This is a genomic window from Actinoallomurus sp. NPDC052308 (genome assembly GCF_040679195.1).
Lineage (GTDB): Bacteria > Actinomycetota > Actinomycetes > Streptosporangiales > Streptosporangiaceae > Actinoallomurus > Actinoallomurus liliacearum.
Genome location: NZ_JBFAUM010000032.1, coordinates 5,140 through 30,188, shown reverse-complemented (window position 1 = coordinate 30,188; position 25,049 = coordinate 5,140). Strand labels below are relative to the sequence as shown.

Here is a 25,049-nt window from a genome sequence, read left to right as displayed (position 1 = left end):
GACCGCGTTGTCCCGCCGGGGCACGACGCCTAGATTTCCGAGGGCAGCTGGTTCGCCCTGCCCGCCAGGCAGACGCGTCGTAAGAGGGAACCCGGTGTGAGACCGGGACTGCCCCGCAGCGGTGAGCGGGAACGACCGCCGTCATGAAGCCGTCGCTGGAGGACCTCACCGCCGCGACTCCCGCCGTACGGGACACCCTGCCCGGCGGTTCCTTCTGAAGCCGCTGGGGCGGACCTCCGTGATGTCCGCCCCAGCAGGCCGGGGCGGCCGCCGCGCTGGAAGCGGTGACCTGGGACCTTCGCCCCTATCGTCCGGAAAACGGATGGGGTCGGATGGGGACCATGAGGACGCTGGGACCATACGGGCGCACCACCACTCGCATGTCTCCGCGTGATCGGACTTTGTGAGCAGGGAGACCTGCTGAGACTTTGACGAGTGGAAGGAGACGCCCGGTGGCGAACGAACACGGTGAGAACCAGGATCGGATCGTGGTCGGCGTTGACGGATCGGAGCCGTCGCGGGCGGCCCTGCGCTGGGCTCTGCGGCAGGCGCGACTGACCGGCGCGGCGGTGGATGCGGTGATCGGCTGGGAGGTCCCGACGAGCTTCGGCTGGGACATGGCCGTCGTGGGAGCGGACGACATCAAGGCCGCCGCCGCCAAGACACTCGAGGCGACGATCGAGCAGGAGGCCGGGCAGCGACCCGAGGTGCCCGTCGACGCACGCGTCATGGAGGGGAACGCCGCCCGGGTACTGCTGGACGCGGCCGAGGGCGCCGACCTCATCGTGGTCGGCAACCGGGGGCATGGGGGTTTCACGGGCGCGCTCCTCGGCTCGGTGAGCCAGCACTGCGTGCACCACGCGAAGTGCCCCGTCGTCGTCATTCGCGGAGAACACCGCTCGTGACGGGCGCCGAGCGCGGGTTCGCCGGCGGGGTCCCGGAACCTCCGGGTTCGTGGGCTTCGCCGATTCCGACAGGACCATCTGGACTATCGATGTGGGTGATGGCATGACTGGTGAGGTAGCCGGCGGCTCGGCTCAGGCCGGGACCACGGGGTCGGGTCCGGTCAGTGGCGCGCCGGCGCCGGTCTCCCTCGACGAGGCCGAGTGTCTGCGATTGATCTCGCCCGGCGGTGTCGGGCGGCTGGGTTACAACGGCCGGTACGGTCCCACGATCCTTCCGGTCAACTACGGGCTGTACGAGGACACGATCGTGTTCCGGACCGCCCAGGACAGCCCGACCGATGAGGACCTCCGCACCGGGATCGCGAACGCCGAGTACAAGGTCGCGTTCGAGATCGACGAACTCGACCCTGCGGCGCGCGAAGGATGGAGCGTCCTCATCCAGGGTTCCTTGCACCATGTGGAGTCCGAGGAGGAACGCGCGTCGGTCCGCGAAGCGGGCGTCGAACCATGGGCGGGAGGTCCGAGGGATCTGTTCCTGCGGATCCGGCCCAGCCGCGTCACGGGCCGGCGTATCAGCAGGGACGCGCCGACCGGCGACGCCCGGTGACCTGAGACGTCCGCGCGACCGGCCGGTCGGCATCTCCACTGCCGACCGGCCGGTCTTCGGCGTGCCGAGAACCGGCCTCGCGGCGCCTCCGCCGCGAAGGACGAAGGTCCCGCCGCACGTGTGCTTTCGCCTCTGCGGCCGCCTCTGGCGCATGGCGTTGAGTGAAGGCAGCCGGAAGTTCTCCGGTACGCCGAAGGAGTGAGCCCCCATGGCCGTCACCGACCGCAAGCCCGACACCCGCCACCCTGTCCGCCCGGCAGACCACGCGCCCCGCCCCACCTCCCCGGTCGCCCCGTACGTCTGGGCCATCGCCCGGCTGTCGCTTGGCTTCGTGTTCGTGTGGGCGTTCCTCGACAAGCTCTTCGGGCTCGGCCACGAGACCGCCGCCAAGCAGGCGTGGATCCACGGCGGGCACCCGACGCTGGGCTTCCTGAAGTTCTCCGCGGCCGGTCCCTTCAAGGGCTTCTACCACGGCATCGCCGGAGCGGCGTGGGCCGACTGGCTGTTCATGCTGGGCCTCGCCGGCCTCGGCGCGGCGCTGATGCTCGGCATCGGCATGCGTGTCGCCGCCGCGGCGGGCACGCTGATGCTGGTGATGATGTGGAGCGTCGTCCTGCCCCCGGCGAGCAACGTCTTCATGGACGACCACCTCATCTACGCGCTGCTCGTCATCGGCCTCGCCCTGGCCCACGCCGGCGACACCCTCGGCCTCGGCGGCCCGTGGAGCAGGACCCGGCTGGTCCGCCGCTTCCCCGTCCTGAGGTGACAGTGACCGGAACCGACAGCGCGGGCGCACCCCCCGCGCTGTCCTCTCTTTGAAGACTGAGAACCACCGCCGTCCACGGCGAGTTCGGTGGTCATTGACAGATTCCTATGAGTTGGTTATTGGCAGTGGCCCATTTCGACATGTCGCGGTTGTAATCACTGGCATCCGCGTTGTCGCCGGCATGTTCTCGTTCCACGTCATCCGCGATCGCGTGACTGGCGTCAGCGAGATCCTGGATCACCGATCTGCCGTTGGGGTCGTTAGCCTTCTGCGCCGCCGCACCCATGTCATCGCCCAACTGCCGGTAGCCCGGAGCGAGATTAGAACCAGTCCCGGTTCTGACCGTCTCGTTGTGACGGCCCCAGGCGGTCCTGACATCCGCACACCCGGCGGGCATCCCCGACGTACCGTTGTGGTGGATGAATTTAGGCACGAAGATGATCCCGAGAATAATGAGTGCGATGACACCCCCGGCGTAGCGGAGCGCATCTGGATTTTTCCTCGGGGACGCCTGTTTCGGCGCCGGGCTCGGCCGGGCCGGGGACTTACCGACGTCACGGTCGGCCCTGGTGGGCGGAGCCTTCGTCGCGGCGGGTGCGGTGAGACGCTTGGTCGCGAGCCTGGTGGTGGCCTCGCCGGCGTGGGGGGTGTCGAGGAGACGGCGGGTCTCGGCGATGTCGGGGCGCGCGTGGGGATCCTTGTCCAGCAGTCGCGTGATGAGTGTGGTGAGCGGCCCGGCGTGGGCGGGGGGCGGGGGGTCGCGCAGGAGGACGGCGGTGATGGTGGCGGTGGGAGTGTCGCGGCGGAACGCGGAGGCGCCCTCCACGGCGTGGTAGAGCGTGGCACCGAGGGAGAACAGGTCGCCGGCGGGGCCGGCGTCCTTGCCGTCGAGGCGTTCGGGCGCGATGTACTCCACGGAGCCCACGATGGTGCCAGAGGCGGTGAGGCCGGTGTCGGCGTGGTGCTCGGCGATGCCGAAATCGGTGAGCAGCACACGGCCGTCCTCGGCGAGCAGGACGTTGGCGGGCTTGACGTCGCGGTGGGTGATCCCGGCGTCGTGGGCGGCGGCCAAGGCGTTCAGCAACGCGGCGGTGATCCCCGCCGTGTCGTTGACGGGCAGCCGTCCCCGCTCGGCGATGCGCTGTTCCAGTGAGTGGCCGCGCACCAGGTCCATGACGATCCAGGGCGCGTCGTCGACGGTAAGGACGTCGTGCACGGCGACGATGTTGGGGTGGCCGCGCAGCCTCGCGGCGTTGCGGGCCTCACGTTTGGCGCGCGTCAGCCGCTCCCCGTGCTCGGCGACGGACGTGGCCGGCGGCAGCCACACCTCCTTGACGGCGACGTCGACGCGCAGCTCCTCGTCGCGCGCCTGCCATACCCGGCCAAATCCCCCAGCGCCTATCTCCCGGACCAGCCGGTACCGGCCGCCCAGAAGGTGGTCAGCATCCACCGTCCACGCCCCTTTTGCCAGAAGAACATCCATGTTCCCGTAACCGACCAGATCCTTTCAGGAAGCGGCCCTTCCGGGAAGGAACTCGGCCCCATGGACGTCACGGAACCCCGCCCGCCGCAAGAGCCGAGCAATCAGGCTTATCGAAGGAGGCGTCCCGGGATACTCGTCGGGGCCGAAAAAGTCGGCCGCTCTGTGCGATCTGGTCATATTCGTGAAGGAGCCCGCCGAGCCGGTCTCGCCGGCCGTCCTTCCCGCCCGGGCCGGGTGGCCGGCCCGCGACCGACACCAAGGGGCGGTTCATCCGGCCTCCGCGTACGGACCGCACCGCGCGCCGACTACTTCGATCGGGGATCCCGCTGCGCATCGCGCGACGATGAGGCCACGGAGCCTATCCGATCTACCTGCGCTTATGCCGCGACAGCAGCCTTACTGACAAAAAACTCCAAGGCGATGTGAAAAGTCGCTAAGATCAATTCGGTCTTCTCCCTCCCCCTGGCTGGAAGTTATATGCGCCGATCCATTGGTAGTGTGGGCATTCTCGTGCTACTGCTCGGGTTTCCCACTATCTCCGCCCATGCCGATATCGCCGGAACGAAGGTTCAGCCGACCCTCACCATTTCGGCGGACCCGACCAGCGTCGACCCGGATCACCCGACCGCCGAGATCAGCGGCCAAGTCACCGTGCCCGACGGCTCGGGTGGCACCGTGGGGGTGCCCGGACTGGCCGTCGACCTGTCGGCCAACGCCGGATGGGGCAGCATCACCGATGCCGTCACCGATCAGACCGGTCATTACACCGCCACCTTCGTCCCGGCCGGCGAGGACACCGACGACGTCAACGTATGGGCCAACACGGCAGAGACCAGCGACTATGCCGCCGCCTACAGCGGCACGCTCCTGGTCCACCTGGCCAAGGCGGAGACCCGGATCAGCCTGTCTCCGGACCGGACGACGGCCGTCGAAGGCACCAAGATCGGTCTGTCCGGAACTGTGGAGCGGGAGTCGGCGACCGGCTGGCAACCCGCCGCCGGAGTGAGCGTCTCCCTCTATGGCACGGCCGCCGGATGCTGGCCGCCCTCGCAGACGGTCGCCGCCGACACCGCCGGACACTTCCAGGCCCTCCTCCCGCTCCCGTGCACCGGCACCTTCACCGCACGAGCGCACGGCACGCTGTACCAGCCCAGCCAGGCGACCACAGGGACAATCGCCATTCAGCAGGCGGTGCACTTCAAGTCCGGCGCGAGTATCGACGTCTATGGCAACGTCACCGTGGGCGGCTCGGTCAACGTCGACTACCCCAGCGGCTCGTTCGCCGGCAAGCCGCTGGCCATCCAGTACTCGGCCGACGCCGGCAAGTGGACCACGATCAAGAAGATCACTTTCAACGACAACGGCTACACCACCCGGTTCTGGTACGGGCGATCCGGCTACTGGCGGGCGGTCTTCGCCGGGGACACGCAGTACGCCCCCGCCACCAGCGCCGCGAGCAAGGCCTGGCGATGGAACACCCGGCTGGAAAGCGTCAAGTTCGCACCCAAGAAGGTGCGCAAGAACCACTACATCACTGCCAGCGGGAAACTGACCCGAGCGGTCTCGAAGACCAAGCGGACCGGTTACGCCGGCCAGAAGATCGAAATCGCCTTCCGGTTCAAAGGCAAGAAGACGTGGTACCACCTGGCCTGGGGGAAGACCGACAAGTACGGCCGGTTCAGCAAGAAGGTGAAGGCCCACGGCTCGGGCTACTACCAGGTCATCTTCCGGGGCGGCGCGGACACCTTCGCCGACTGGACCGACGGCAAAGCCTACGTCCGGACCTCCGCCCTCGGCGCCTACACCGCGATCACCCCGGACCGGCCAACACCACCCGCTCCTATAACGGGTCGACTCTGACCCCCGTTGGGCGCGGAACCGTAGCTCACGGGAAGGAAGAGTTCCCGCGCCTCACCGGCGGGTGCCGCCACCATCAGGTGAGTCATCCCGCCTACTCCCGGCGAACGTGAGGAACATTCAGCGGACACCCCCAGCGCCGGGACGACCTGCACCTTCTGGCAGTCGAGACACTCGGCGCATCGGTCGAGGCACCCTCCGGCCGCGCCCTCACCGTCGCGGCCACCGGCCCGCGCTGACGCGCGTAGGGAGCGGGAACTCTCGCGTTCCCGCTCCCTACGGCCCCGATGCCTGGCGTGTTCCGTTCGGGGTGAGTCAGGTGAAGTTGACGCCGTTCATGGTGGGCTGGAGCGTGCCCAGGGTGAGGCTGTCGCAGATCGGCGGCTGGTAGCCGTCGTCGAGGCCGTGGTAGGTGAGCGGAATCCAGGTGCTGTGCCAGGCGACGCCGAGGCCGTCGGTGACGCCGCCGGGGCAGCCCTTGGTGGTGTGCCACTTGGTTCCGGCGAAGGCCGAACGTCCGGGCCGCAGCGTGATGGTCATGCCGGCACCGGGGTAACTCACCTGGGTCGCGGGAATCGCGGTGTAATTATTCCGCCCGCCCTTCCCGAGCGGTGTCCAGCCGGCCGGCAGGTAGCAGGTTTCGCTCGACCGGTTGGTGATGATCAGTGTGGCGATCGCCTTTTCCGCTTCCGTTTCCGCTCCCAGCCCATTGAGGCCGGGATCTTGAAGCTGCAATTCGGCGTTGAGCTCGGATCCCATGCAGCTCGGCGTGTCGCTCTGATTTGTGCGCGCCGCCGCGGTCTTCCCGCCGTGGGTGCCATTGGCGGCCGACGCCGTCGTCGACGAACTCGGTGCCGTCTGCGCCGATGAACCCGACGACGTCGACACGTTGCCGTCGATGTTGCAGCCGGTGAGGGCGAGAGCGGCCATCCCGCCACCAAGGGCCAGAACGGCAGTCGTACGCAGGTTCTTGAACTGCATGGGTAAAACCTCCCCGGTTGCTTACTGACTCGACTAATAACTTCGATGTCCGGCAATGCCGTGGAGGTTCGGAGGAAGATCCGGATTCTCCGTTTTTCCGCCGTAACGGATGTCACGCGAACCTGGGAGACCCGCAAAGCATCTAGCTAGGAAAACCGCCCCGGCTCGCATAAATCACAGTCGGGCACGGGGCGCACCGCCGGCCAGGCCGATCAAGGCCTGGCCGGCGTCGCCGCGTCCTCACCACCTGCCCGACGTCAGTGGCCGAAGCGGAACCAGTTGATGTTGATGAAGTCCCACAACTGGTCGCTCTTGAACGTGAAGTACACGTCGTGCACTCCCGTGACCCCGCTCGCACCGACCGAGACCGTCGACCAGTTCTGCCACCCACCGGTGTTGATGTTGTAGAGGGTGGCGACGGGCGCGCTTTCCGGATCGTCCACCCGTACCTCGACCCGCCCGTATCCAAGCCCGCCGAGCAGCTCGGGCACTCCGGGATCGCCGAGGAGCTGTTCGTCACGGGCGCCACCGTCAAGACCCACGTGGGAAACATCCTCGACAAGCTCGGCGCCCGCGACCGCGTACAGGCAGTGATCACCGCCTACGAGGCCGGTCTGGCTTCTCCCTGACCGCCCTCAGCGGCTGTTCGCCGACCGGCTGCGGAAGATGGGCGCCGGCTACACCGGCGGGCCGTCCTACCCGCAGCACAACGCATGGGACGGTCCACAGGCGCACCCAGGTCCAGCGGCGCGATGTTCACATCGCACCGCGCTGTCATTTGGAGGAAGGCCGTCCGGTCGATTGGACGGCCGACCCTTGCAGCCGTAGGTCGCGCAGTTGCCGGCGGGAGGTGAGCCCGAGCTTGCTGAAGATGTTGCGCAGGTGCGCCTCGACGGTGCGCGGGCTGATGAACAATTGACCGGCCGCCTCCTTCGATGTCGCGCCCTGGGCGACGAGCAGGGCGATCTGACGCTCCTGCGCGGTGAGCCCGTCGAGTGGATCGCCCGTCGGCTTGCGCGGACGGTCGCCGCAGGCGGCCATCTCACGCGCGGCCCTCGCCGCGAAGCCGTCCGCGCCGATGGCGCTCAGCTCCTCGTAGGCGATGCGGAGCTGGCTCCGGGCGTCGGCCCGCCTGGCCTGACGACGCAGCCACTCTCCGTAGATCAGGTGCGCCCGGGCGAGGTGAGGCTTGAGCCGGGTGCGCCTCAACCGGTCGATCGCCTCCTGGTAGAGCCCTTCCGCCTCGGGGCCCTCGCTGAGCAGGGCGCGTGAGCGGAGCTGTATGCCGAGCGCCCAGTCGGTGCCGGCCGCGTCGGTGCGCTCGATGAGCCGTTCCAGTGCCGGTGCGGCGAGCCTGGGATGTCCGGCGCGGGCGGCCGCCTCTATCAGTTCGGGCGCGATGAGGGAGTGGAAGGCGAACATCTCATGCCGGTACGCCGTCCGGGCCGCCTGGAGAGCGGCGTCGTACCGGCCGATGCCGTTGTTCAGCACCGCGGTCGCGTAGTCGGCGACCGTGAGCAGGATGCCCAGGGGGTACTCACGTGACAGGCGGGCGATCGTCTCGATCAGCGAGGACACCTGCTCCGTATCGCCGCGCCACGCCGGGAGGAGCGGCTTGAGCCAGGAGTCCATGAGGTTGTGCTCCGGGATCGCGTCCGCCTCATCGAGCAGCGCCGCGGCCTGCTGGAAGTCTCCGGTGTGGGTCCGTACGAGCGCAAGGTTGCGCAGTGCGCTCGGGAGCACGAGCAGCGCTCCCCACCGACGGGCCTGCCGCACCTGCCGCTCGGTGATCGCGAGCCACTCCTCGTCATCACAGAGATCGATCGCCACACCGCATGCCAGCCAGAGCCAGTGAGCGTCGCGCTCCTGTTCACTGGTGTCGTCGAGGAAGGACCTGACCGCTCTTCTCAGCGACGGCAGGGCCGCCGCGTAGCCGTCGATCGCCTGGGTGCTCAGAGCCTCCAGGAGCAGGTCGAGAGGGCGTGGGGGCTCCGGGCCCGCCGCGGCCAGCGCGGCTCGGGAGATCTTCGGCAGGAGTCCTCCCTCGCCGAGGCGGCCGGCGCGAAGGGTGGCCGCGATCGCCTCCAGATAGGTCTGGCGCGCCAGCGGCCGGTCGTATGCCTCGAGTCTCCTCGCGGCCGCCAGCAGCCGGGAGGAAGCCCTGCCGTCACTCCGGCCGTGGTCGGCGATCTGCGCGGACAGCAACTCGGCGAGGGCGTGCCGCTCTCCGTCCAGCGGGCCGGCCAGCGCGGTGGCGAGCAGGCCGGTCGCCGCCTCGCCGTCACCCGCCCGATGCTTGAACCGCGCCGCTGCCAAGGCGCGTGCCGCCCGGCGAGCCGGGTCCGGGGTCAGGGCCACCGCGCGTTCGAGGAATCGGGCGGCGGCGGCCACACCGCCACGGGCACAAGCCCGGTCCGCGGAACGCTCCAGGTCTTCGGCGATGGCCTCGTCGGGCACCAGCACCGACATCGCGCGATGCCAGGCCCGGCGGTCGGGGTCGACCAGCGGATCGGTGACGTCGGCCAGCGCACGGTGCACGGCGCGGCGGTCGCCCGGCGACGCCGCGCGGTAGACGGCCGACCGCACCAGCGGATGACGGAAGCACACCCGTACCCCGAGGTCGAGAAGCCCGTCGGCCTCCGCCGGCGCCGCGGCGCAGGCGTGGATGCCGAGCCGCTCGGCCGCGCGCCAGAGCAGCGTCGGTTCGCCGAGCGATTCGGCCGCCGCGATCAGCAGCAGCGTGCGCGTCTCCGCCGGAAGGTCGGCCAGCCGCCCGCGGTAACCGGCCTCGATGCGCTCCGGCACCGGCACCGCGTCCGGCAGGCCGAACCCGCCCGCGAGCGCCGCCGGTTCCGCGAGCCGGGGCAACTCCAGCAGCGCGAGGGGATTGCCGCGTGCCTCGGCGATGATCTGGTCGCGGATGCGCCGGTCGAGCGGGGTATGGAGCCGGGAGCCCAGCAGCGCGAGCGCGTCGTCGTTGCCGAGGCCGCCGACCGGCTGCGCGGGGAAGCCGTCGAGCGCCTTACATCCGCTCGGGTCCTCGCGCATTGTGATCAGGAACGCGACCGGCTCCCTCTCGACGCGGCGCGCGACGAACGTCAGGATCTCGGCCGACGCCTGGTCGACCCACTGCGCGTCGTCGACGACACAGACGATCGGCTGCTCGCGCGCGGCGTCGGACAGCAGACCGAGCACGGCGAGGCCGACCCGGACGGTATCGGGCGCCGTGCCGTCGCGGAGCGCCAGGACCACCTCCAAGGCGGCCCGTTGCGGATCCGGCAGTGCTCCCAGTCGCGTCGACATCGGCCTGCAGAGCTCGTGCAGCGCCGTGAACGCCAGTTCGGCCTCGAACTGGCGGCCGGTGACGCGAATCTGGTCCAGGCCCGGCACCGTGGTCAGGGCGTGCTCCAGCAGCTCGGTCTTGCCGATGCCGGCCTCCCCGTGGATCACGAGCGTTCCGCCCCGGCCGGCCTGGGTCGCGCGCAGCAGGCGCTGCACGGCCGAGAGCTCGGCCTTGCGTGAGACGAACTCGCACCGGCCTGTGGAGCGGGGCCGCTCAGTCATGGTCTCCCAGCGCATCTGTGGCTCACATGAACTCATGGTCGTATCAGGTGGGCGGTGGGCGCACTCCCCCAGGTGCCGAGCCTGAGGGGTCGAACCAACAAGACCTCAACCAAACACGATCGTTCGGGCATTCCACCAAAGGGTGACGCAGTACGGCGGGTGAAAGTTCACCGGCGGCGACGTCTCGCTCACAGCGGGCGGAGCCGCGTCCCGGGCGGGGTCGCTCAGCGGGGATGTAGGTGATTTCTACCGATACGCAGGCGGCCCGCGAGGCTGAAAAATCACGAGTGGTGTGGATTGCCACCACCGGTCGAGCGCCGACCGCGGCGGGCCGGGGAGAGATCGGCTGACCTGCGAGCAGCCGAATCCCGAGAACCGATCTTTTCGAGGAAGGCGGCCGCGATGGCGAACGATCCGTCTGTGACCGTGGGCGGTGTGACCTATCGGGTCACCCCCGAGTACCTGGCCAATGCCGCGACGGACACGAGGAACACCGCCTCGGAGATCCAGTCGGAGCTGGCCGAGATCAAGACGTACGTCAACAGCCTGGAGGCGGTCTGGGGCGGCGTGGCGCACGACCGCTTCGTCGCGTTGATGGCCGAGTACGACATTCTCGCCCGGATGCTGCACGACGCGCTGACGGGCATCGCCGACGGCCTGCACGGCAACTACGTCAACTACCGCGACTCCGAGCAGCAGAACCTCACCAACCTGGCCGACATCGAGTCGGGCCTGCCGGGCGGTGGCGCCGCCGCGAACCTGGTCTGAGCAACGAGCGACCGGTAACCGAGAGGGAGACGTCATGTCGAATGTCGACGGTACGCAGATCTACGTCGGTGAGGGACTCGGCGCCGCCGGTGGCTGGCTCAACGGCCGCGCCGCCGAGATCGCGGGCCAACTGGAGACGCTGAAGGGCAAGCTCGCGCCGCTGCAGGAGGCGTGGACGCAGAGCCAGGCGGCGTCCTACTACGAGGGCCTGCAGCAGGAGTGGAACGTCGCCGCCGAAGGGCTGTTCGGCCCGGACGGCGTGCTCGGCCAGATCGCCCGGGCGATGAACGTCAACTGGGGCAACTACACCGACGCCGAATGGTCGAACATCCAGACCTGGAAGCACTGACCATGGCCGACCACCCGAGGAAGCGAGGACGCTCCGGTGGCCGATGAGCGGTGCCGGATCACGGTCGTCGGCGAGCGCGGGCAGGTGGATCTCGCCGTGCCCGCGCACGCCCCGATCGCCGAGTACGTCCCCATGGTGGCCGGCCTGTGCGGGCAGCCCGATTCGGACGTGATGCCGTCCGCCTGGTCGCTCGCGCCGGCGGGGGCACAGCCCTTCGATCCGGGGGCTTCGCTGGAGTCCGTCGGCGTGCTCGACGGTGAGACGCTCTACCTCCGTGACGTCCTCGCCGGCGAACTCGACGGGCCCGTCGTCGCCGAGATCGATGAGCAGATCGCCGAGCTCGGCGATGACGGCACGATGTGGCAGGCACGTGCGCGGGCGCACACCACGCTGGGCATCGGCCTGCTGATCCTGCTCGCGGCCGCCGGCGCGCTCTGCGCCGACAGTGGGGCGACCGGCGCCATCGCGGCAGGTCTGCCGCTGTTCGCCGCGGGCCTGGTCGGGGCATTGCTCGCGTGGACCGCCGGCCGTAAGAGCTGGCCGGTGCCGACGGCGCTGCGTCTCGCGATGGCCGCCGCGGCGTGTCCGCTCCTCGCCGGCGCGGTCATGACCCTGCCGGTGCCGGGCCTGGCGACCCGGCTGGTCGTGGCCGCGTTCGCCGCCTCGCTCGGCGCGTTCGCCGCGTATCTCGCGGCCCCGTCCACGGCCACGATGACGCTGCAGTTGCTCTGCGGGCTGGTCCTGGTCCTCTGCGTGGTCTGCGCCGTGCTGCGGGTCGACCTGGTGGAGGGCGCGGCGATCGTCGCGGTCGTGGCCTTCCTGATCCTCGGCACGCTGCCGCGGATCGCCGCGCAGGCCGCCGTGATGCCTCCGGGGCCCGCGGAGATGGAGAACGTCGAGCGGACGGTGCGGCGGGTTCAAGGGCTGCTCGTCTTCCTCAACGGCGTGTGCTGCCTGGTGATCGCCGCGAGCCTGGTCGTGCTGAGCACCTCGGACGACTGGTTCGCGCTCGGGCTGGCGCTGTGCCTGAGTCTCGCGCTGCTGTGCCGCGCCGGTTCGTCGCGGCTGACGGCGATCGTCGCGACGGTCCTGCTGAGCGGCACCGCCGGTCTGGTCGCCCTGGCCCTGCGGGCGCCCGGCCGGCTCCTCGGCGCGGACGCTCCGGGTTGGTCCGGACCGCTGGCGCTCATCGTCGTCGGCGTCGTCGTGGTCTGGTCCGGCCTGGCGCTGTGCTTCCGCAGCTCTCTCCAGCAGGTCGACTTCGGCGAGAGGTGGCGCTGGCCGGGGCCGCTCGCCGGTTTCCTGGGAGCGCTGAGCGTGCCGCTGGCCGCCGGTGTCTTCGGTGTCTTCGGGGCCCTGATGCGGGCGGGCGGGCGGATGTGACGCCGTGCTGACGAAGAAGTCCTCGTGGGAACGGGTCGGATCGGGCTGGGGCGCGCACAGCACGATCGGCGCCGCCGTGCGCGCGGCCGCCGAGGGCTCGACCGTCTCCGTCCAGCCCGGGACGTACGGGGAGAGCGTCGTCCTGGACCGGGACGTCACGCTCGTGGCGGAGAAGGGGCCCGGCACCGTGCGGATCGTCGCCGCCCGCGGCCCCGCCGTCACCGTGCACGGCGGTAAGCCCGTCCTCCGTGACCTGACCGTGGAGGGCACCGCGCCGGCCGAGGCGGCGATCCTCGTACGCGGCGGAGCGCCGGCCGCACAGGGCTGTGAGATCACCGGTGGCCGGGTCGAGGTCACCGGCGACGCCATGGTCACGCTGAAGAGCTGCTCCATCACCGGCGCCGACGCGGTGGCCGTACGCCTGACCGGCACGAGCCGTACGGTGCTGGAGGACTGTTCGGTGCTGTCCGCCGGCGGTGACGCCATCGCCGCGGACGACGACGCGCGGGTCGAGTGCACCGGAGCGCTCATCGACGGCGCCGGCGTACGCGGCGTCCACCTGACCGGCACCGCGCACGGCCGGTTCACCCGATGCGAGGTGCGCAACACCCACGCCGCCGCCGTCCACGCCGAGGGCCGGTCCGCGCTGGTGCTGAACGAGTGCCGCCTGTACGACACGGGCGCGCAGGGCGTACGGCTGAGCGGCACGGCGGGGCGACGCGCGGCCGCACGCGGCGACGCGGAGCAGCGGAGGGACGCGGCGTCGGCCCAGGAGCCACGGACCTCCAGTTCGCACGCGATCCTCCTCGGCCGGTGCGAGATCTTCCGTACGGCGGGGACCGGCGTGCTCGCCGAGGACGAGGCGGCGGCGGTCCTGGACAAGTGCCACATCCACGACACGAAGCGAGCGGCGATCTTCGCGTCCGGCGCCGGGACGCTGGAGCTGGAGGGCGTACGGGTCGTCGACGTCGCGGACAGCGGTCTCGCGGTCGCCGATGACGCCACGGTCCGCGCCCGGGGCGCCACGTTCGCCCGTACCTCCGCGAACGGCCTGTACGCCACCGGCCAGGCGCAGGTGACGTTGGCCGACTGCGAGATCTCCGACAGCGCGTACACCGCCGTCCACCTGGGCGGCGGAGCGCGCGCGACGCTGAGCGAGTGCCGGGTCAAGGACACCCCCGAGTACGGGATCCGCGTGTGCGAGCAGGCCGAGCTGACCGCGGAGGGCACCCGCGTCCAGGACGCCGGGATGACGGGCGTCTTCGTGGACGGCGGCGACGCGTCCCTTCGCGACTGCCGCGTCGAGCGTGCCCAGACCGGGATCAGCCTGCGCACGACCCACCGGCCGCTGGTGGCCGACTGCGAGATCTCCGCCGTCGCCGAGGTCGGCCTGGAGGTCGGCCCCGGCAGCGGCGCCGTCATCGACGGTCTGCGCGTCCAGCGCACCCGCTCGACCGGTGTCTTTCTCGATGCCGGCGCCACCGCCCGGATCGACGACTGCACGATGACCGACGTCGAGGGCAGCGGTCTCTACGTCGGAAAGGGCACCCGGCCGCGCGTGCGGGGGCTGACCGTCGAACGGATCGCCCGCAACGGCGTCTTCCTCGCCGAAGAGGCCGCCGGGGTCTTCGAGGACTGCCGGATCTCCGACGCCGGATTCCCGGCGATCTACGTCGAGGCGGCCGCCACTCCGGTGCTGCGCCGCTGCTTCGTGACCGGCGGCGACCACGACCTCGTCGTCTGCGACGGCGCCGAGCCGGTCATCGAGGACTGCCGCTCGGACGGCGTACGCGAGGCGACGCTGCCGCAAGGCGGCGCCCCCACCGCGGCCCTCGGCGCGGTGGTGTCCGTACGCACGCCCGGCGCCGGCGGGACCACCGCCGCCGACGCGGACGAGGACGCGGCGGTGAGCCCCGAGGAACGGCTCGCCGAGCTGCGCGCCGAGCTGGACCGGCTGGTCGGCTTGGACGGTGTCAAACGCGACGTCGTCGGCCTCACCAAACTGATGCAGATGGTGAAGGTCCGCAAGGAGGCGGGGCTTCCCCCGCCGCCGCTCAGCCGTCACCTCGTCTTCGCCGGCAACCCCGGCACCGGCAAGACGACCGTCGCCCGGCTGTACGGCGGGTTCCTGCACGCGCTCGGCCTGCTCCAGCGCGGCCATCTCGTCGAGGCCGACCGCGGCGCCCTGGTCGGCGAGTACGTCGGTCACACCGCGCCGAAGACGCAGGCGGTCTTCCGCCGGGCGCTCGGCGGTGTGCTGTTCATCGACGAGGCGTACTCCCTCGTGCCGCACGCCCAGCCGAACGACTTCGGGCAGGAGGCGATCTCCACTCTCGTGAAGCTGATGGAGGACCACCGCGACGACATCGTGGTGATCGTCGCCGGTTATCCCGGGGAGATGCGGCGCTTCCTCGCGTCCAACGCCGGCCTGGGATCGCGTTTCAACCGCACGCTCACGTTCGAGGACTACCGGCCCGACGAACTCGTACGGATCGTGGAGTACCACGCCGACACCCACCAGTACGCCTGCACTCCGGAGACCGTCGACGCGCTGCACCGCCTCTTCGAGGAACTGCCCAGGGGCGAGCAGTTCGGCAACGGGCGGACCGCGCGCCAGGTGTTCCAGCTGATGACCGAACGGCAGGCGCAGCGAATCGCCGACGACCTGGACGCGGCCGCCGCCGGCGATCTGACGACGCTTCTACCGGCGGATCTGCCGCCGGTCGAGGCGGTGTGAGCAAGGAGGGCACATGACCGACCCGATCAAATCGAAGTACGACGAGGACCCCTACGACCCGGACGCGCCGAGCCAGGACAGCGACTACAAGCCGGGTACGGGAGATCAGGCCTCCCCGGACCTCAAGGTCGCCTGGGCCGCCCACCCGTCCTTCAACGTGAACCCGAAGGACATCGATGAGGACTCGGGCGGCTCTCCCGGCGGGGATGCATCGGGGGGTGACGCTGGGGATTTCAAGGTCGGCTATGAAGCGCTCGGCACTCAGGTCAACGAGATGCTGGATAGGGCTCGCAAACTGGTCGACCAATACGAAAAACTGCGATCGAAGGTCCAGTCCACCGAAGGAAGCATTTTCGGGCAGAACTCAACGGTAAAGCACGATGGAATGAATTTCAATTACTCTGACGGAACATGGGGCGGAACCGGGGAGGACTGGACTTCGCCGTCGGATTTCGCTGAGCCGGCGAAACAGTACGCGGACCAGATGAATCCCATCCAGCACGCGACGCTCCACCAGGTCGGCGGATCACTCGAACTCGTCGGCGAGTACATCGCCCTCGTGAACCACTCCGGTCAGGTCTACGCCGCCGCCGATCGGCATTCGGCGTTCCCCCCGCCGCCGCCGAACAAGGTCACCGGCTGACGCGTCGACGCACGGACTGGTCTTCGGTATGAGAGAACGGACAGCGCACTGATGTCGGGACAGGCGACCGCCGACGGCGGACAGATCTCAGACGACGGGACGACGTACGTCTCGCCCTCCGGCGTGGTCGAACACGGCATCACGGATCCGACGACCGGTCGGTTCCTGGTGAACGGTGAGGTCCGTACCGTCGACGGTCGGCAGGTCTACGGCAGCGTCCAGAACGGTGTCTTCTTCTCGGAGGACGGGTCGATCGAGGTCCGGGCCGATGGCACGGTCGAGCACGGGCGTCTCGATGATCAGGGGCAGTTTCATTCGCAGCGTACGGTCGATGGTCAGGTGCTTTATGGCACTGACACGACCGATGGCGGGTGGATCTCCGACGACGGGAAGATCGCCCTCGACAAGGACGGTGTCGTTCAGCATGGGCTGACCGATCCGGGCACCAAGCAGTTCCTGCCGAACGGTGAGGTGCGCACCGTCGATGGCCGGCAGGTCTACGGCAGCGTCCAGGACGGTGTGTTCTATTCGGAGGACGGGTCGCTGGCGGTCCGGTCCGATGGCACGGTCGAGCACGGGCATGTCGACGATCGGGGACAGTTTCATTCGCAGCGTACGGTCGATGGTCAGGTGCTTTATGGCACTGACACGACCGATGGCGGGTGGATCTCCGACGACGGGAAGATCGCCCTCGACAAGGACGGGAACGTCGAGCACGGCATCAGCACGCCGGACGGCCAATTCGTGGCCGGCGGCACGACGCACACCCTGCCCGACGGCACCACCCTGTACGGCCTGCAGATGGGTGGCGACTTCTACTCCGCGGACGGCAGCACCATCGCGCTGTCGGACGGCACCGTGCTCCACGGCTCCACCGACACGAGCACCGGCATCTTCACGCCGAACAACGGCGACGGCGTCTACGTCGTATCCGATGATGGGATCGTCCACGGAAATTATGACCCGAAGGACGGCTCGATCGCGCTTTCCGACGGCTCGCGCTATATGACGCCTCAGGCGTGGCGTGTCGACCTGCCGGAGCTGTTGAACGCAATCGCCACCATAAAACGGGAGAAGGACAACATCTCCACCACACTCGATCTGATCGATTCGAAGATACGGCCGGAGAAACTGTCCGCCTTCTGGCGTGGTCCCGCCAAGAATACCTTCGACCCCGTCCGCGACTGGTACAAGGACGCCTCGTCCGACCTGATGGACATCCTCGACGAGATGATCGACCGGATGCAGAAGTCCTACGACAACTACTACCAGGCCGAATCCCAGAACCTGCAGAACATGACTCCCAGCGGGCGCCAGAGCCAGAAGGTGGTGCCTTCGGTGGCGGCAGGCTCTGGTTCGCCGGGGTCCTCGGGCGGGACACGATCTCACCACTGAATTGCGGATCTGAAGGAGGATGTACCGGAGATGGCTATTTCCCCGTCGCAGGCCGCTGAGGTGGCTTATATCCTAACGAGTCCAACTCACACTGACTATGATCATGCCGAAGAGACGTATGTCTCTCCGTCGGGACTGCACGACACGGCGCAGCAGCTCCACGATCTGGCCAACGCTGTCGCGGACTACGTCGGACGGATCAGCGACACGCTCAAGTCGCTGAACTTGAACTGGCAGGGCGAAACCCAGAAGGAAGCGGACGACTTCAGCAGCCGATGGACCGCGGTCATGGGTGAGGTGTTCGGCAGCGAGGACAGGCCGGAGGACGGCGTACTGAACGCCATGGCCCAGGGAATCGCCACGGCCGTCAACAATTACAACAAGGCCGAGTTCGGGATCATCAGCGCCTGGTCGAAGTTCGCCGGCAGCCTCCCGACCGATGGTCAGGGCGGATCCAGCAAGCCTTCGGACGACATTCCCCCGGACGTGATGGACACGAACAAGAGCGCCATCACGGCCGACTACCCGAACAACTGATCGCGATCGCCGAAACGGCGGCGGACAGGCCGCGTCCCCGTCCGCCGCCGCGACGATCTCACCTTGAGGCAGCACAATCGATGAGCAGGATCGCTTTCCATCGTCCCGCCCGGGTGGCACCGCCACCCGTGCCGGAGGACAAGGTCGCCATCGCGGCACCGCCGCAGTCGCCCCAGCCGGCCGGTATGTCGACCATGCTCTCGCTGCTGCTGCCGTTGCTGACCAGCATCAGCATGGCCGCGTATCTCATCTCGACCGGCCGGCAGTGGATGATCATGCTGGGCATCCTGTTCGTCGTCACGTCGGCGGGCCTGAGCATCGCCATGCGGATGCAGATGCGCGGTAGGACCCGCCAGGCCAAGCAGCACCAGCGCGAGCGTTACCTGGACTACCTGGCGGGGATCCGCCGGCAGGCGCGGGAAGTGGCCCAGGTGCAGCGGTTCGCCGCGGCCTGGGTGTACCCGAGTCCGGAGCGGCTGTGGGCGATCGCGATCCGGCGGCGCCGCGTATGGGAGCGGCGACCGGAGGATTCCGACTTTCTCCACCTGCGCATCGGCACGGGAGAGGGGCCGCTGGCCATCACCCTCACGACCACCAGGCGATCCGATCCGACGGTGGAGTACGACCCCCGCTCTCTGCACGCCGCCGAGGACCTCGTCCAGACCCACAAGACGGTCGACCGGCAACCGGCGTGGATCGATGCCGGGCGGGCCGGCGTGGTGAGCCTGCTGGGGCCCGCCGCGGAGACCGAGGCGGCGGCCACCGCGCTGCTGTGCCAACTCGCCACGCTGCACGCGCCGGACGACGTGCAGGTGGCGGTCGTCACCTCCGGCGACGCGCGCTGGGAGTGGGTCAAGTGGCTTCCGCACACCCATGAACCGGACACGCGGGAGCGCGGAGTCGAGGTCGTCCCGCTGGTCGCCGAGGACCTGGTCGGCCTGGCGGACTACCTCGAGGGCGCGCTGGACCGGGCCGTGGCGGCCCGGGCGGAGCGGGGCACGCGGCTGGTGTCCATGGCCGCTCAGGAAGGGCCGCGGCGGCGGCTCGTCGTCGTGCTGAACGACTACGACCCGCGCGCGCCCTGGACCCGGTCATCCCTCGCCCAGCGTCTGATCGCGGAGGCGGGCCCGAACCTGGGCATCACGGTGGTCTGCCTGGTCACGGCCGAGGAACACGAGCCGGAGCGGGTGGACGTACGGGTCCGTCTCGACGCACGGGGCCACCTCAGGCTGGAGGGTGCGAACGCCGGGCTGCACAGCACCGTGCGGGACGCGGCCGTCGACCGGATGACGCCCGCGCTGCGGTCCCGGATCGCCCGTTCGCTCGCGCCGCTGCGGCTCACGGGCGAGCAGGAGCAGGTCCTGTCCCAGTCCGTGTCGCTGCCGGCCATGCTCGGCATCGACGTCACGTCACTCGACCCGACCGCCGCCTGGCGGGCACCCGACGATGAAGAACTCCTGCGGGTCCCGGTCGGCGTGACCGCCGACGGTGAGGCCCTCGTCCTGGATCTGAAGGAGTCGGCGCAAGGCGGCATCGGGCCGCACGGGCTGGTGGTGGGTGCGACCGGCTCGGGCAAGAGCGAACTGCTGCGGACCCTGGTCACCGGCTTGTCGATGACGCACTCGCCGGAACACCTGGGTTTCGTCCTGGTGGATTTCAAGGGTGGCGCGACGTTCGCGGGCCTGACCGGGCTGCCGCACGTGGCGGGTCTGATCACCAACCTGGCCGACGACCTGTCCCTGGTCGAACGCGTCCGGGTCGCGCTCGTGGGAGAGCAGCAGCGCCGGCAGCAGTTGCTGCGGCAGGCGGGCAACATCGACTCCATCCGCGACTACCAGCTGAAACAGGCAGCCGGTGGTACGGACGTGGACGGCGCGCCGCTGCCGCCGCTGCCGTACCTGATGATCATCGTCGATGAGTTCGGGGAGCTGCTGTCCCAGCGCTCGGACTTCATCGACCTGTTCGTGCAGATCGGCCGCGTCGGCCGCAGCTTGGGCATGCACCTGCTCCTGGCCACCCAGCGGCTGGAGGAAGGCCGGCTGCGCGGCCTGGAGTCCCACCTGTCCTACCGCATCGCCCTGCGCACCTTCAGCCCCGCCGAGAGCCGAACCGTGATCGGCACGGCCGACGCGTACAAACTGCCCTCCATCCCCGGCTCGGCCTACCTGAAGGTCGACGAGTCGATCTACGAACGGTTCCGGGTCGCACACGTCTCCCGGCTCTACGAGGACCCCGCCGCGGAGAAGAGCCGAAGGCAGCCGATCGCACCGGTCCCGTTCGGGCTGCGTACGCCGCCCGCACCGGAGGACACGGCGCCCGAGCCCGCGGTCACCCCCGTCCCTGGATCCGGGACGACCGAGCTGCAGGTCGTCGTCGAACAACTCGCGGCGAGCAGCGCGCCGACGCACCAGGTGTGGCTCCCGCCGCTGCCGGCGCACTTCCCGCTCGACGCGCTGCTCGCCCCGCTCACCCGGGTGCCCGGACGCGGTCTGCAGAGTGCGGCGTGGTCGATGGGCGGGGAGCTGAGGTTCCCCGTCGCGGTCGCGGACCTGCCCGCCCGGCAGGAGCAGCGTCCCGTCGTGCTGGACCTGGCCGGGGTCCACGGGCACCTGGCCCTGGTCGGCGCGCCGCAGAGCGGCAAGAGCACGTTCCTGCGCACGGCGCTGATCAGCGCGATGCTCACCCACACCCCTGATGAGCTGCAGTTCTACTGCATCGACCACGGCGGCGGCGCGCTGCACGCCCTGCACGGCGCCCCGCACGTGTCAGGAGTGGCCGGACGGCGGGACACCGAACGGGTCCAACGCGTCCTGGCCGAGGTGAACCGCCTGATCGCGGTGCGGGAGCGGATGTTCCAGGACCTGGGCATCCAGTCCGCCGCCGACTTCCGGCGGCGACGCGACAACGGCGAACTGCCGCCGGGGGTGCGCGCCGCCGACATCGTCCTCGTCATCGACAACTGGGGTGCGCTGCACGCGGAGTGGGAGGACGCGAGCGCGATCGCTGTCGACATCGCCACGCGCGGTCTGGGCGTCGGGGTGCACCTGATCCTGACCGCCAACCGCTGGGCCGAGATCCGCCTGGCGCTGCGCGACAGCATCCCCGGACGTCTCGAACTCCGGATGAACGACCCCGCGGAGTCGGAGATCAACCGCCAGGAGGCCCGGCGGCTCGGCCGGATACCGGCCGGCCGCGGCCTCATGCCGCCCGGACTCTCCTTCCACGTGGCCCTTCCCCGGCTCGACGGCGGCGACGGCATCGACGACCTCGCCGAGGCCCAGCGGAACCTCGTGGCCGCGATCACCACGGCCGCGGAAGGACCGGCGGCACCGCCGCTGAAGGTGCTGCCGGAGCGGCTCACCGTCACCGAACTCGACACGATCGCCGCCGTCGGCCCTGCCACGAACCCTTGGGAGGGGGACGGGGCCGGGCTGTCCGACAGCGAGGTGCCCATCGGCCTGGCGCAGACGGATCTGCACCCGGTGGGCCTGGATCTCACCCACGGCCAGCCGCACTTCCTCCTCTTCGGCGACTCCGGCTCGGGCAAGACCTCGTTCCTGCGCGCCTGGATGCGGGGGATGGCCCGCCGTTACTCCCCGTGGGACATCCGCTTCATCGTCCTCGACTACCGCCGCAGCCTCCTGGACGTCGTGCCCGAGCCGTACGTCGGCGCGTACGCCGCCAACCCGGACCTGGCCGCCGCCTTCGTCAAGCAGGTGGCCGACAAGCTGAAGGAACGGATGCCGCCGGCCGGTCTGACCGCGGGTCGGCTCCGTGACCGCGACTGGTGGGAGGGACCGGAGTTCTACCTGGTCGCCGACGACTACGACCTGGTGGCGAACGGCCCGGACCGGGGCCCGCTCGCGCCGCTCTCCGGCTTCGTCACCCAGGGCGAGGAGCTCGGCTTCCACGTCATGCTCGCCCGCCGCGTCGGTGGAGCCGCACGTTCCCTGATGTCCGATCCGCTGCTGGGACGGCTGCGCGAGTTCGGCACGGACGGACTGATCCTGTCCGGTGACCCCCGGGAAGGGGCCCTGCTGGGAGACCATCGCGCCACGCAGCGCGTCCCCGGGCGGGGCGTGCTGGTCCGCAGAAGGCAGGAACCGATTCTGATCCATACCGCGGTCGACGAGGAGACCGAGCCGCTGACGTACGAGCCCCGGCCGGCCGAGTCCGCGGAGCAGGTGCGGTCATGAGCGACGGCCACGGTCTCTCCAGCTGGACCGACTATGTCGGTGACCTGGATGTGAACGCGATCTACGATCTGGGCAATCAGTGGATCGAAATGGGCGACAGCCTGTACGCCGAGCAGCTGAACTTCACCGATGAGATCGGTGCCCTGGCGTGGAAGGGCGACGCCTTCGCCACCGCCCAGGACGTCTGGGTCAACCAGATGTCGGTCGTGCTGAACGACGCGGCCGACGCGGCGTGGAAGACCGGCGAGGCCATCAACGCCTACGCCGACAACATCAAAAAAGAAGCCGAGAAGATGGCCAAGGACGACAACACGGCGTTCTTCGCTCAGATCTTCGGCTTCGTTCTCACCATTGTCGCGTTGCCCGTGGGGGCCGCGCTGGGGGCTGCCGCCAGCGTTCTGGCCCGCGTTCTCTCCAGCCTCGTGAGCGTCTTGTCCCAGATCGCCGAAAGGCTGGGGCCCGTGGCGATGACGGCACTCGAATTCACCGCAGGCGCGGCCGCCGGAGCCGCCGCATCGTTCGTTTTCGACATGGCCGACCTGGGCCTGGCCTCCGCTGCCGCGCACAACGACTTCACGATCAACGGGACGAGCGAGGGAATCAACATCGGGCTGGGCGCCGCTCTCGGCGGAATCCTGGCCACCAATTTCGGCCGCCTCTCCAACCCGGGTTTCAGGGGTGGCGCCGGGCATCTGCCGGGGACTCCTCCGATGCCCAAGCCCGGCCCCCATGGCACCGCTCCGAGCAACCCCAGCAGCGCGGGGAACCCCCATGCGAACAACTCCAGGATCCCGGAGTCGGTCACGCCGCATGACGTGAGCCTGAATGCCGGAGACGCGAGAGGAAACGCCCCCGCTGGAGGCGGCAGCATCGCCGACAGTCACCCCACGCCGACCACGAGCACGCCGGAGACCGCGTCCGCGGGCGAAAGACTCACCTCCAGCGGCCCGCACTCGGGCGCGGAGGCACGTCCGACGTCCCATCCGCCGGCCGTGGCCGGCCCGCACGGCGCCCCGGCCATCGCTCCGCCGCGTCCGGGTGAAGTGCTCGGCGGGCATTCGCAGGCCGCCGAGAACGCGCCGCCTCCGGCGCCGGGTGTGCCGCGTCCGGGCGGGCCGGTGGACGTGCGGCCGCCGGGCCCGACAGGCTCTTCGGGCGGCCCGGCCAAGCCGGGCCCGACCGCGAACGGTGAGGGGCCGGTCGCGCAGCCCAAGGGGGCGGGGAACGGGTACGGCGACCCGACTGCCGCGCCGAGCGACACGGGGCGCGATGGCACCGTGCCGCCGAGCAACCTGGAGAAGGAGCCTGCGTCGCCGACGACGTCGGGGTCGGCCAGACCACCTACGGCGGGTGATGTCCGGCCGTCCGGTGGAGAATCCGGGCATCAGGAGATTCCCCCGGCGAGCGCTCACAATGGTCCTTCCGGTCTGCGGTCGGGGCCAGCGGAGTCTCCCGAGACACCGATCACGAGTGCCCCGACGGCCGGTCACGACCAGTCGGCTCCGGCCCTGAACGGTGGGCGGGACAACCTCACTCCCGCCGGTCGAGGGAACGAGCACCAAGACGCTCCGACCACCTCGGGCCCCACCTCCACGCATCCGGGCGGTCAGGCGCCGAAGACGGGCGGCGTCCAGGATTCGACCGGTTCGCCGGGGTCCCCCAATGAATCGGCGGTCGTGAACAGGCCGGAGCCGCAGGCAGCACCGACGCCTCCGCCGTCCAATCCCGGGCATGTGATGCCGGGCGCGGAGGCGCCCCGGACCGGCGCTCCGGGTGAAGGCGGCGCGTCCGCTCCGGTGAGCCACCCGCAGGCTCAGCGGCCGACCGGCGGTCCCTCGCCGGACACGAACCTCTCGAAGACGCCTTCGGGTCATCAGGCCCAACCGGATTCGACGCCTGGTGGTCAGCAGGGCAAGGCCGGCGTCAGCGGCGGCGAGCAGGGTGCGCCGCCGGAGTCGTTGCGGCCGTCGACGTCAGGTGATCGTGGGCCGTCCAGCGGCGCGTCGGGACATCAAGAAGCTCCGACGTCGTCGGCTCCGGCCGCCACGCCTCCGGGCGGTCAGGCGCCGAAGACGGGTGGCGCCCAGGGCTCGCCCGGTTCCCGCGGTCCCGGTGACGAAACGGCGGTCGTGAACAGGACGGAGCCGCAGGCGCAGCCGACGCCTCCGCCGTCCGATCCTGGGCACGTGGTTCCGGGTGCGGAGGTGCCTCCGACCGGTATTCCGGGTGGAGATCGTCCGTCTTCGTCGACCGGCGGTGAGCAGAGCAAGCCCACCATCGTCGGCGACAAGCCGACTGGTTCGTCGACGTCGTCGGGTTTCCAGGGGGTCGGTAGGCGGTTGGGTGCGGGGAACCCGGAAAGTGAGAACATCCCGGGGGTCTCGGGTCATGAGCGGCGTGATCAGGTTTCGAAACAGGTAGAGCGCCTGAATGAGGACGGCGCGCCACCGTTCACGGTGAAACCGGAGTCGAAGGCGGTCGGTGATCCGTCGACATCCAGTGGTAAGTCGTCGGCCGGTTCGCCGACGTCGTCGGATTCCCAGGGGGTCGGTAGGCGGTTGGGCTCGGGCAACCCGGAAAGTGAGAACATCCCGGGGGTCTCGGGTCATGAACGGCGTGATCAAATCTCGAAACAGGTACAGCGCCTGAACGAGGACGGCACGCCACCGTTCACGGCGAAACCACGGTCCAAGACGGTCGGTGATCCATCGACATCCAGTGGCAAGTCATCGGGCTATGAAGGCGTTGACAGGCGATTGGGGCCAGGCAACCCGGAAAGCGAGAACATCCCGGGGGTCTCGGGTCATGAACGGCGTGATCAAATCTCGAAACAGGTACAGCGCCTGAACGAGGACGGCACGCCACCGTTCACGGCGAA

General features: G+C 69.7%; 16 protein-coding genes, 2 pseudogenes and 1 riboswitch. Of the genes and pseudogenes, 14 read left to right on the top strand and 4 right to left on the bottom strand.

The window, feature by feature from the left end:
* Positions 1–49: 49 nt before the first annotated feature.
* Positions 50–220, top strand: a riboswitch (cobalamin riboswitch).
* A 232-nt stretch (positions 221–452) separates the two neighbouring features.
* The 3 genes from AB0L00_RS39710 (at position 453) to AB0L00_RS39700 (ending at position 2,278) form a co-directional block, all read left to right on the top strand.
* Positions 453–905 (top strand): universal stress protein, encoded by a 453-nt coding sequence (locus AB0L00_RS39710; RefSeq protein WP_364442756.1) that lies wholly within the window; start codon positions 453–455, stop codon positions 903–905.
* Positions 906–1,008: 103 nt separating this feature from the next.
* Positions 1,009–1,512, top strand: coding sequence for a pyridoxamine 5'-phosphate oxidase family protein (locus AB0L00_RS39705; RefSeq protein WP_364442755.1), 504 nt, complete (start codon positions 1,009–1,011; stop codon positions 1,510–1,512).
* A 208-nt stretch (positions 1,513–1,720) separates the two neighbouring features.
* Positions 1,721–2,278 (top strand): hypothetical protein, encoded by a 558-nt coding sequence (locus tag AB0L00_RS39700; protein WP_364442754.1) that lies wholly within the window; start codon positions 1,721–1,723, stop codon positions 2,276–2,278.
* Between the two features lie 91 nt (positions 2,279–2,369).
* Here AB0L00_RS39700 and AB0L00_RS39695 read toward each other — a convergent pair whose 3' ends face one another.
* The gene (locus tag AB0L00_RS39695; protein ID WP_364442752.1) at positions 2,370–3,761 is read right to left on the bottom strand and encodes a serine/threonine-protein kinase; all 1,392 of its coding nucleotides are present in this window, start codon (positions 3,759–3,761) and stop codon (positions 2,370–2,372) included.
* Between the two features lie 498 nt (positions 3,762–4,259).
* On the opposite strand from AB0L00_RS39695, the gene AB0L00_RS39690 reads away from it, so the two are divergent.
* Positions 4,260–5,621, top strand: a complete 1,362-nt coding sequence (locus AB0L00_RS39690; protein ID WP_364442751.1) for a carboxypeptidase-like regulatory domain-containing protein — start codon at positions 4,260–4,262, stop codon at positions 5,619–5,621.
* A 312-nt stretch (positions 5,622–5,933) separates the two neighbouring features.
* Here AB0L00_RS39690 and AB0L00_RS39685 read toward each other — a convergent pair whose 3' ends face one another.
* Together AB0L00_RS39685 and AB0L00_RS39680 are read right to left on the bottom strand one after the other, a co-directional pair.
* Positions 5,934–6,599, bottom strand: coding sequence for a DUF4232 domain-containing protein (locus AB0L00_RS39685; protein WP_364442750.1), 666 nt, complete (start codon positions 6,597–6,599; stop codon positions 5,934–5,936).
* A gap of 257 nt (positions 6,600–6,856) precedes the next feature.
* Positions 6,857–7,090, bottom strand: a complete 234-nt coding sequence (locus AB0L00_RS39680) for a carbohydrate-binding protein (protein ID WP_364442822.1) — start codon at positions 7,088–7,090, stop codon at positions 6,857–6,859.
* Between AB0L00_RS39680 and AB0L00_RS39675 the strand changes: the two are divergent.
* A pseudogene (locus AB0L00_RS39675) lies at positions 7,082–7,228 on the top strand (LuxR C-terminal-related transcriptional regulator); the annotation flags it as partial. The gene AB0L00_RS39680 and the pseudogene AB0L00_RS39675 overlap by 9 nt on opposite strands.
* Before the next feature lie 145 nt (positions 7,229–7,373).
* Here AB0L00_RS39675 and AB0L00_RS39670 read toward each other — a convergent pair.
* Entirely contained in the window at positions 7,374–10,163 is a 2,790-nt protein-coding gene (locus tag AB0L00_RS39670) for an AAA family ATPase (protein WP_364442749.1), read from the bottom strand.
* A 402-nt stretch (positions 10,164–10,565) separates the two neighbouring features.
* On the opposite strand from AB0L00_RS39670, the gene AB0L00_RS39665 reads away from it, so the two are divergent.
* The 9 genes and pseudogenes from AB0L00_RS39665 to AB0L00_RS39625 all read left to right on the top strand — a co-directional run.
* On the top strand, positions 10,566–10,931 hold the full coding sequence (locus AB0L00_RS39665) for a WXG100 family type VII secretion target (protein WP_364442748.1): 366 nt from the start codon (positions 10,566–10,568) through the stop codon (positions 10,929–10,931).
* A gap of 34 nt (positions 10,932–10,965) precedes the next feature.
* Entirely contained in the window at positions 10,966–11,280 is a 315-nt protein-coding gene (locus AB0L00_RS39660) for a hypothetical protein (protein ID WP_364442746.1), read from the top strand.
* A 36-nt stretch (positions 11,281–11,316) separates the two neighbouring features.
* The gene (locus AB0L00_RS39655) at positions 11,317–12,663 is read left to right on the top strand and encodes an EsaB/YukD family protein (protein WP_364442745.1); all 1,347 of its coding nucleotides are present in this window, start codon (positions 11,317–11,319) and stop codon (positions 12,661–12,663) included.
* 4 nt (positions 12,664–12,667) lie between these two features.
* The gene (locus AB0L00_RS39650) at positions 12,668–15,400 is read left to right on the top strand and encodes a right-handed parallel beta-helix repeat-containing protein (RefSeq protein WP_364442743.1); all 2,733 of its coding nucleotides are present in this window, start codon (positions 12,668–12,670) and stop codon (positions 15,398–15,400) included.
* Between the two features lie 13 nt (positions 15,401–15,413).
* Complete coding sequence (locus AB0L00_RS39645) at positions 15,414–16,043, top strand: hypothetical protein (RefSeq protein ID WP_364442742.1); 630 nt, start codon at positions 15,414–15,416, stop codon at positions 16,041–16,043.
* Positions 16,044–16,166: 123 nt separating this feature from the next.
* Positions 16,167–17,438, top strand: coding sequence for a WXG100 family type VII secretion target (locus AB0L00_RS39640; protein WP_364442741.1), 1,272 nt, complete (start codon positions 16,167–16,169; stop codon positions 17,436–17,438).
* A 30-nt stretch (positions 17,439–17,468) separates the two neighbouring features.
* Positions 17,469–17,975 carry a hypothetical protein gene (locus tag AB0L00_RS39635; RefSeq protein ID WP_364442740.1) on the top strand — a complete coding sequence of 169 codons (507 nt, stop codon included), beginning with the start codon at positions 17,469–17,471 and terminating at the stop codon, positions 17,973–17,975.
* 80 nt (positions 17,976–18,055) lie between these two features.
* On the top strand, positions 18,056–22,171 hold the full coding sequence (eccCa, locus tag AB0L00_RS39630) for a type VII secretion protein EccCa (RefSeq protein ID WP_364442738.1): 4,116 nt from the start codon (positions 18,056–18,058) through the stop codon (positions 22,169–22,171).
* Positions 22,168–25,049, top strand: a pseudogene (locus AB0L00_RS39625) (hypothetical protein); the annotation flags it as partial. The gene eccCa and the pseudogene AB0L00_RS39625, both read left to right, overlap by 4 nt.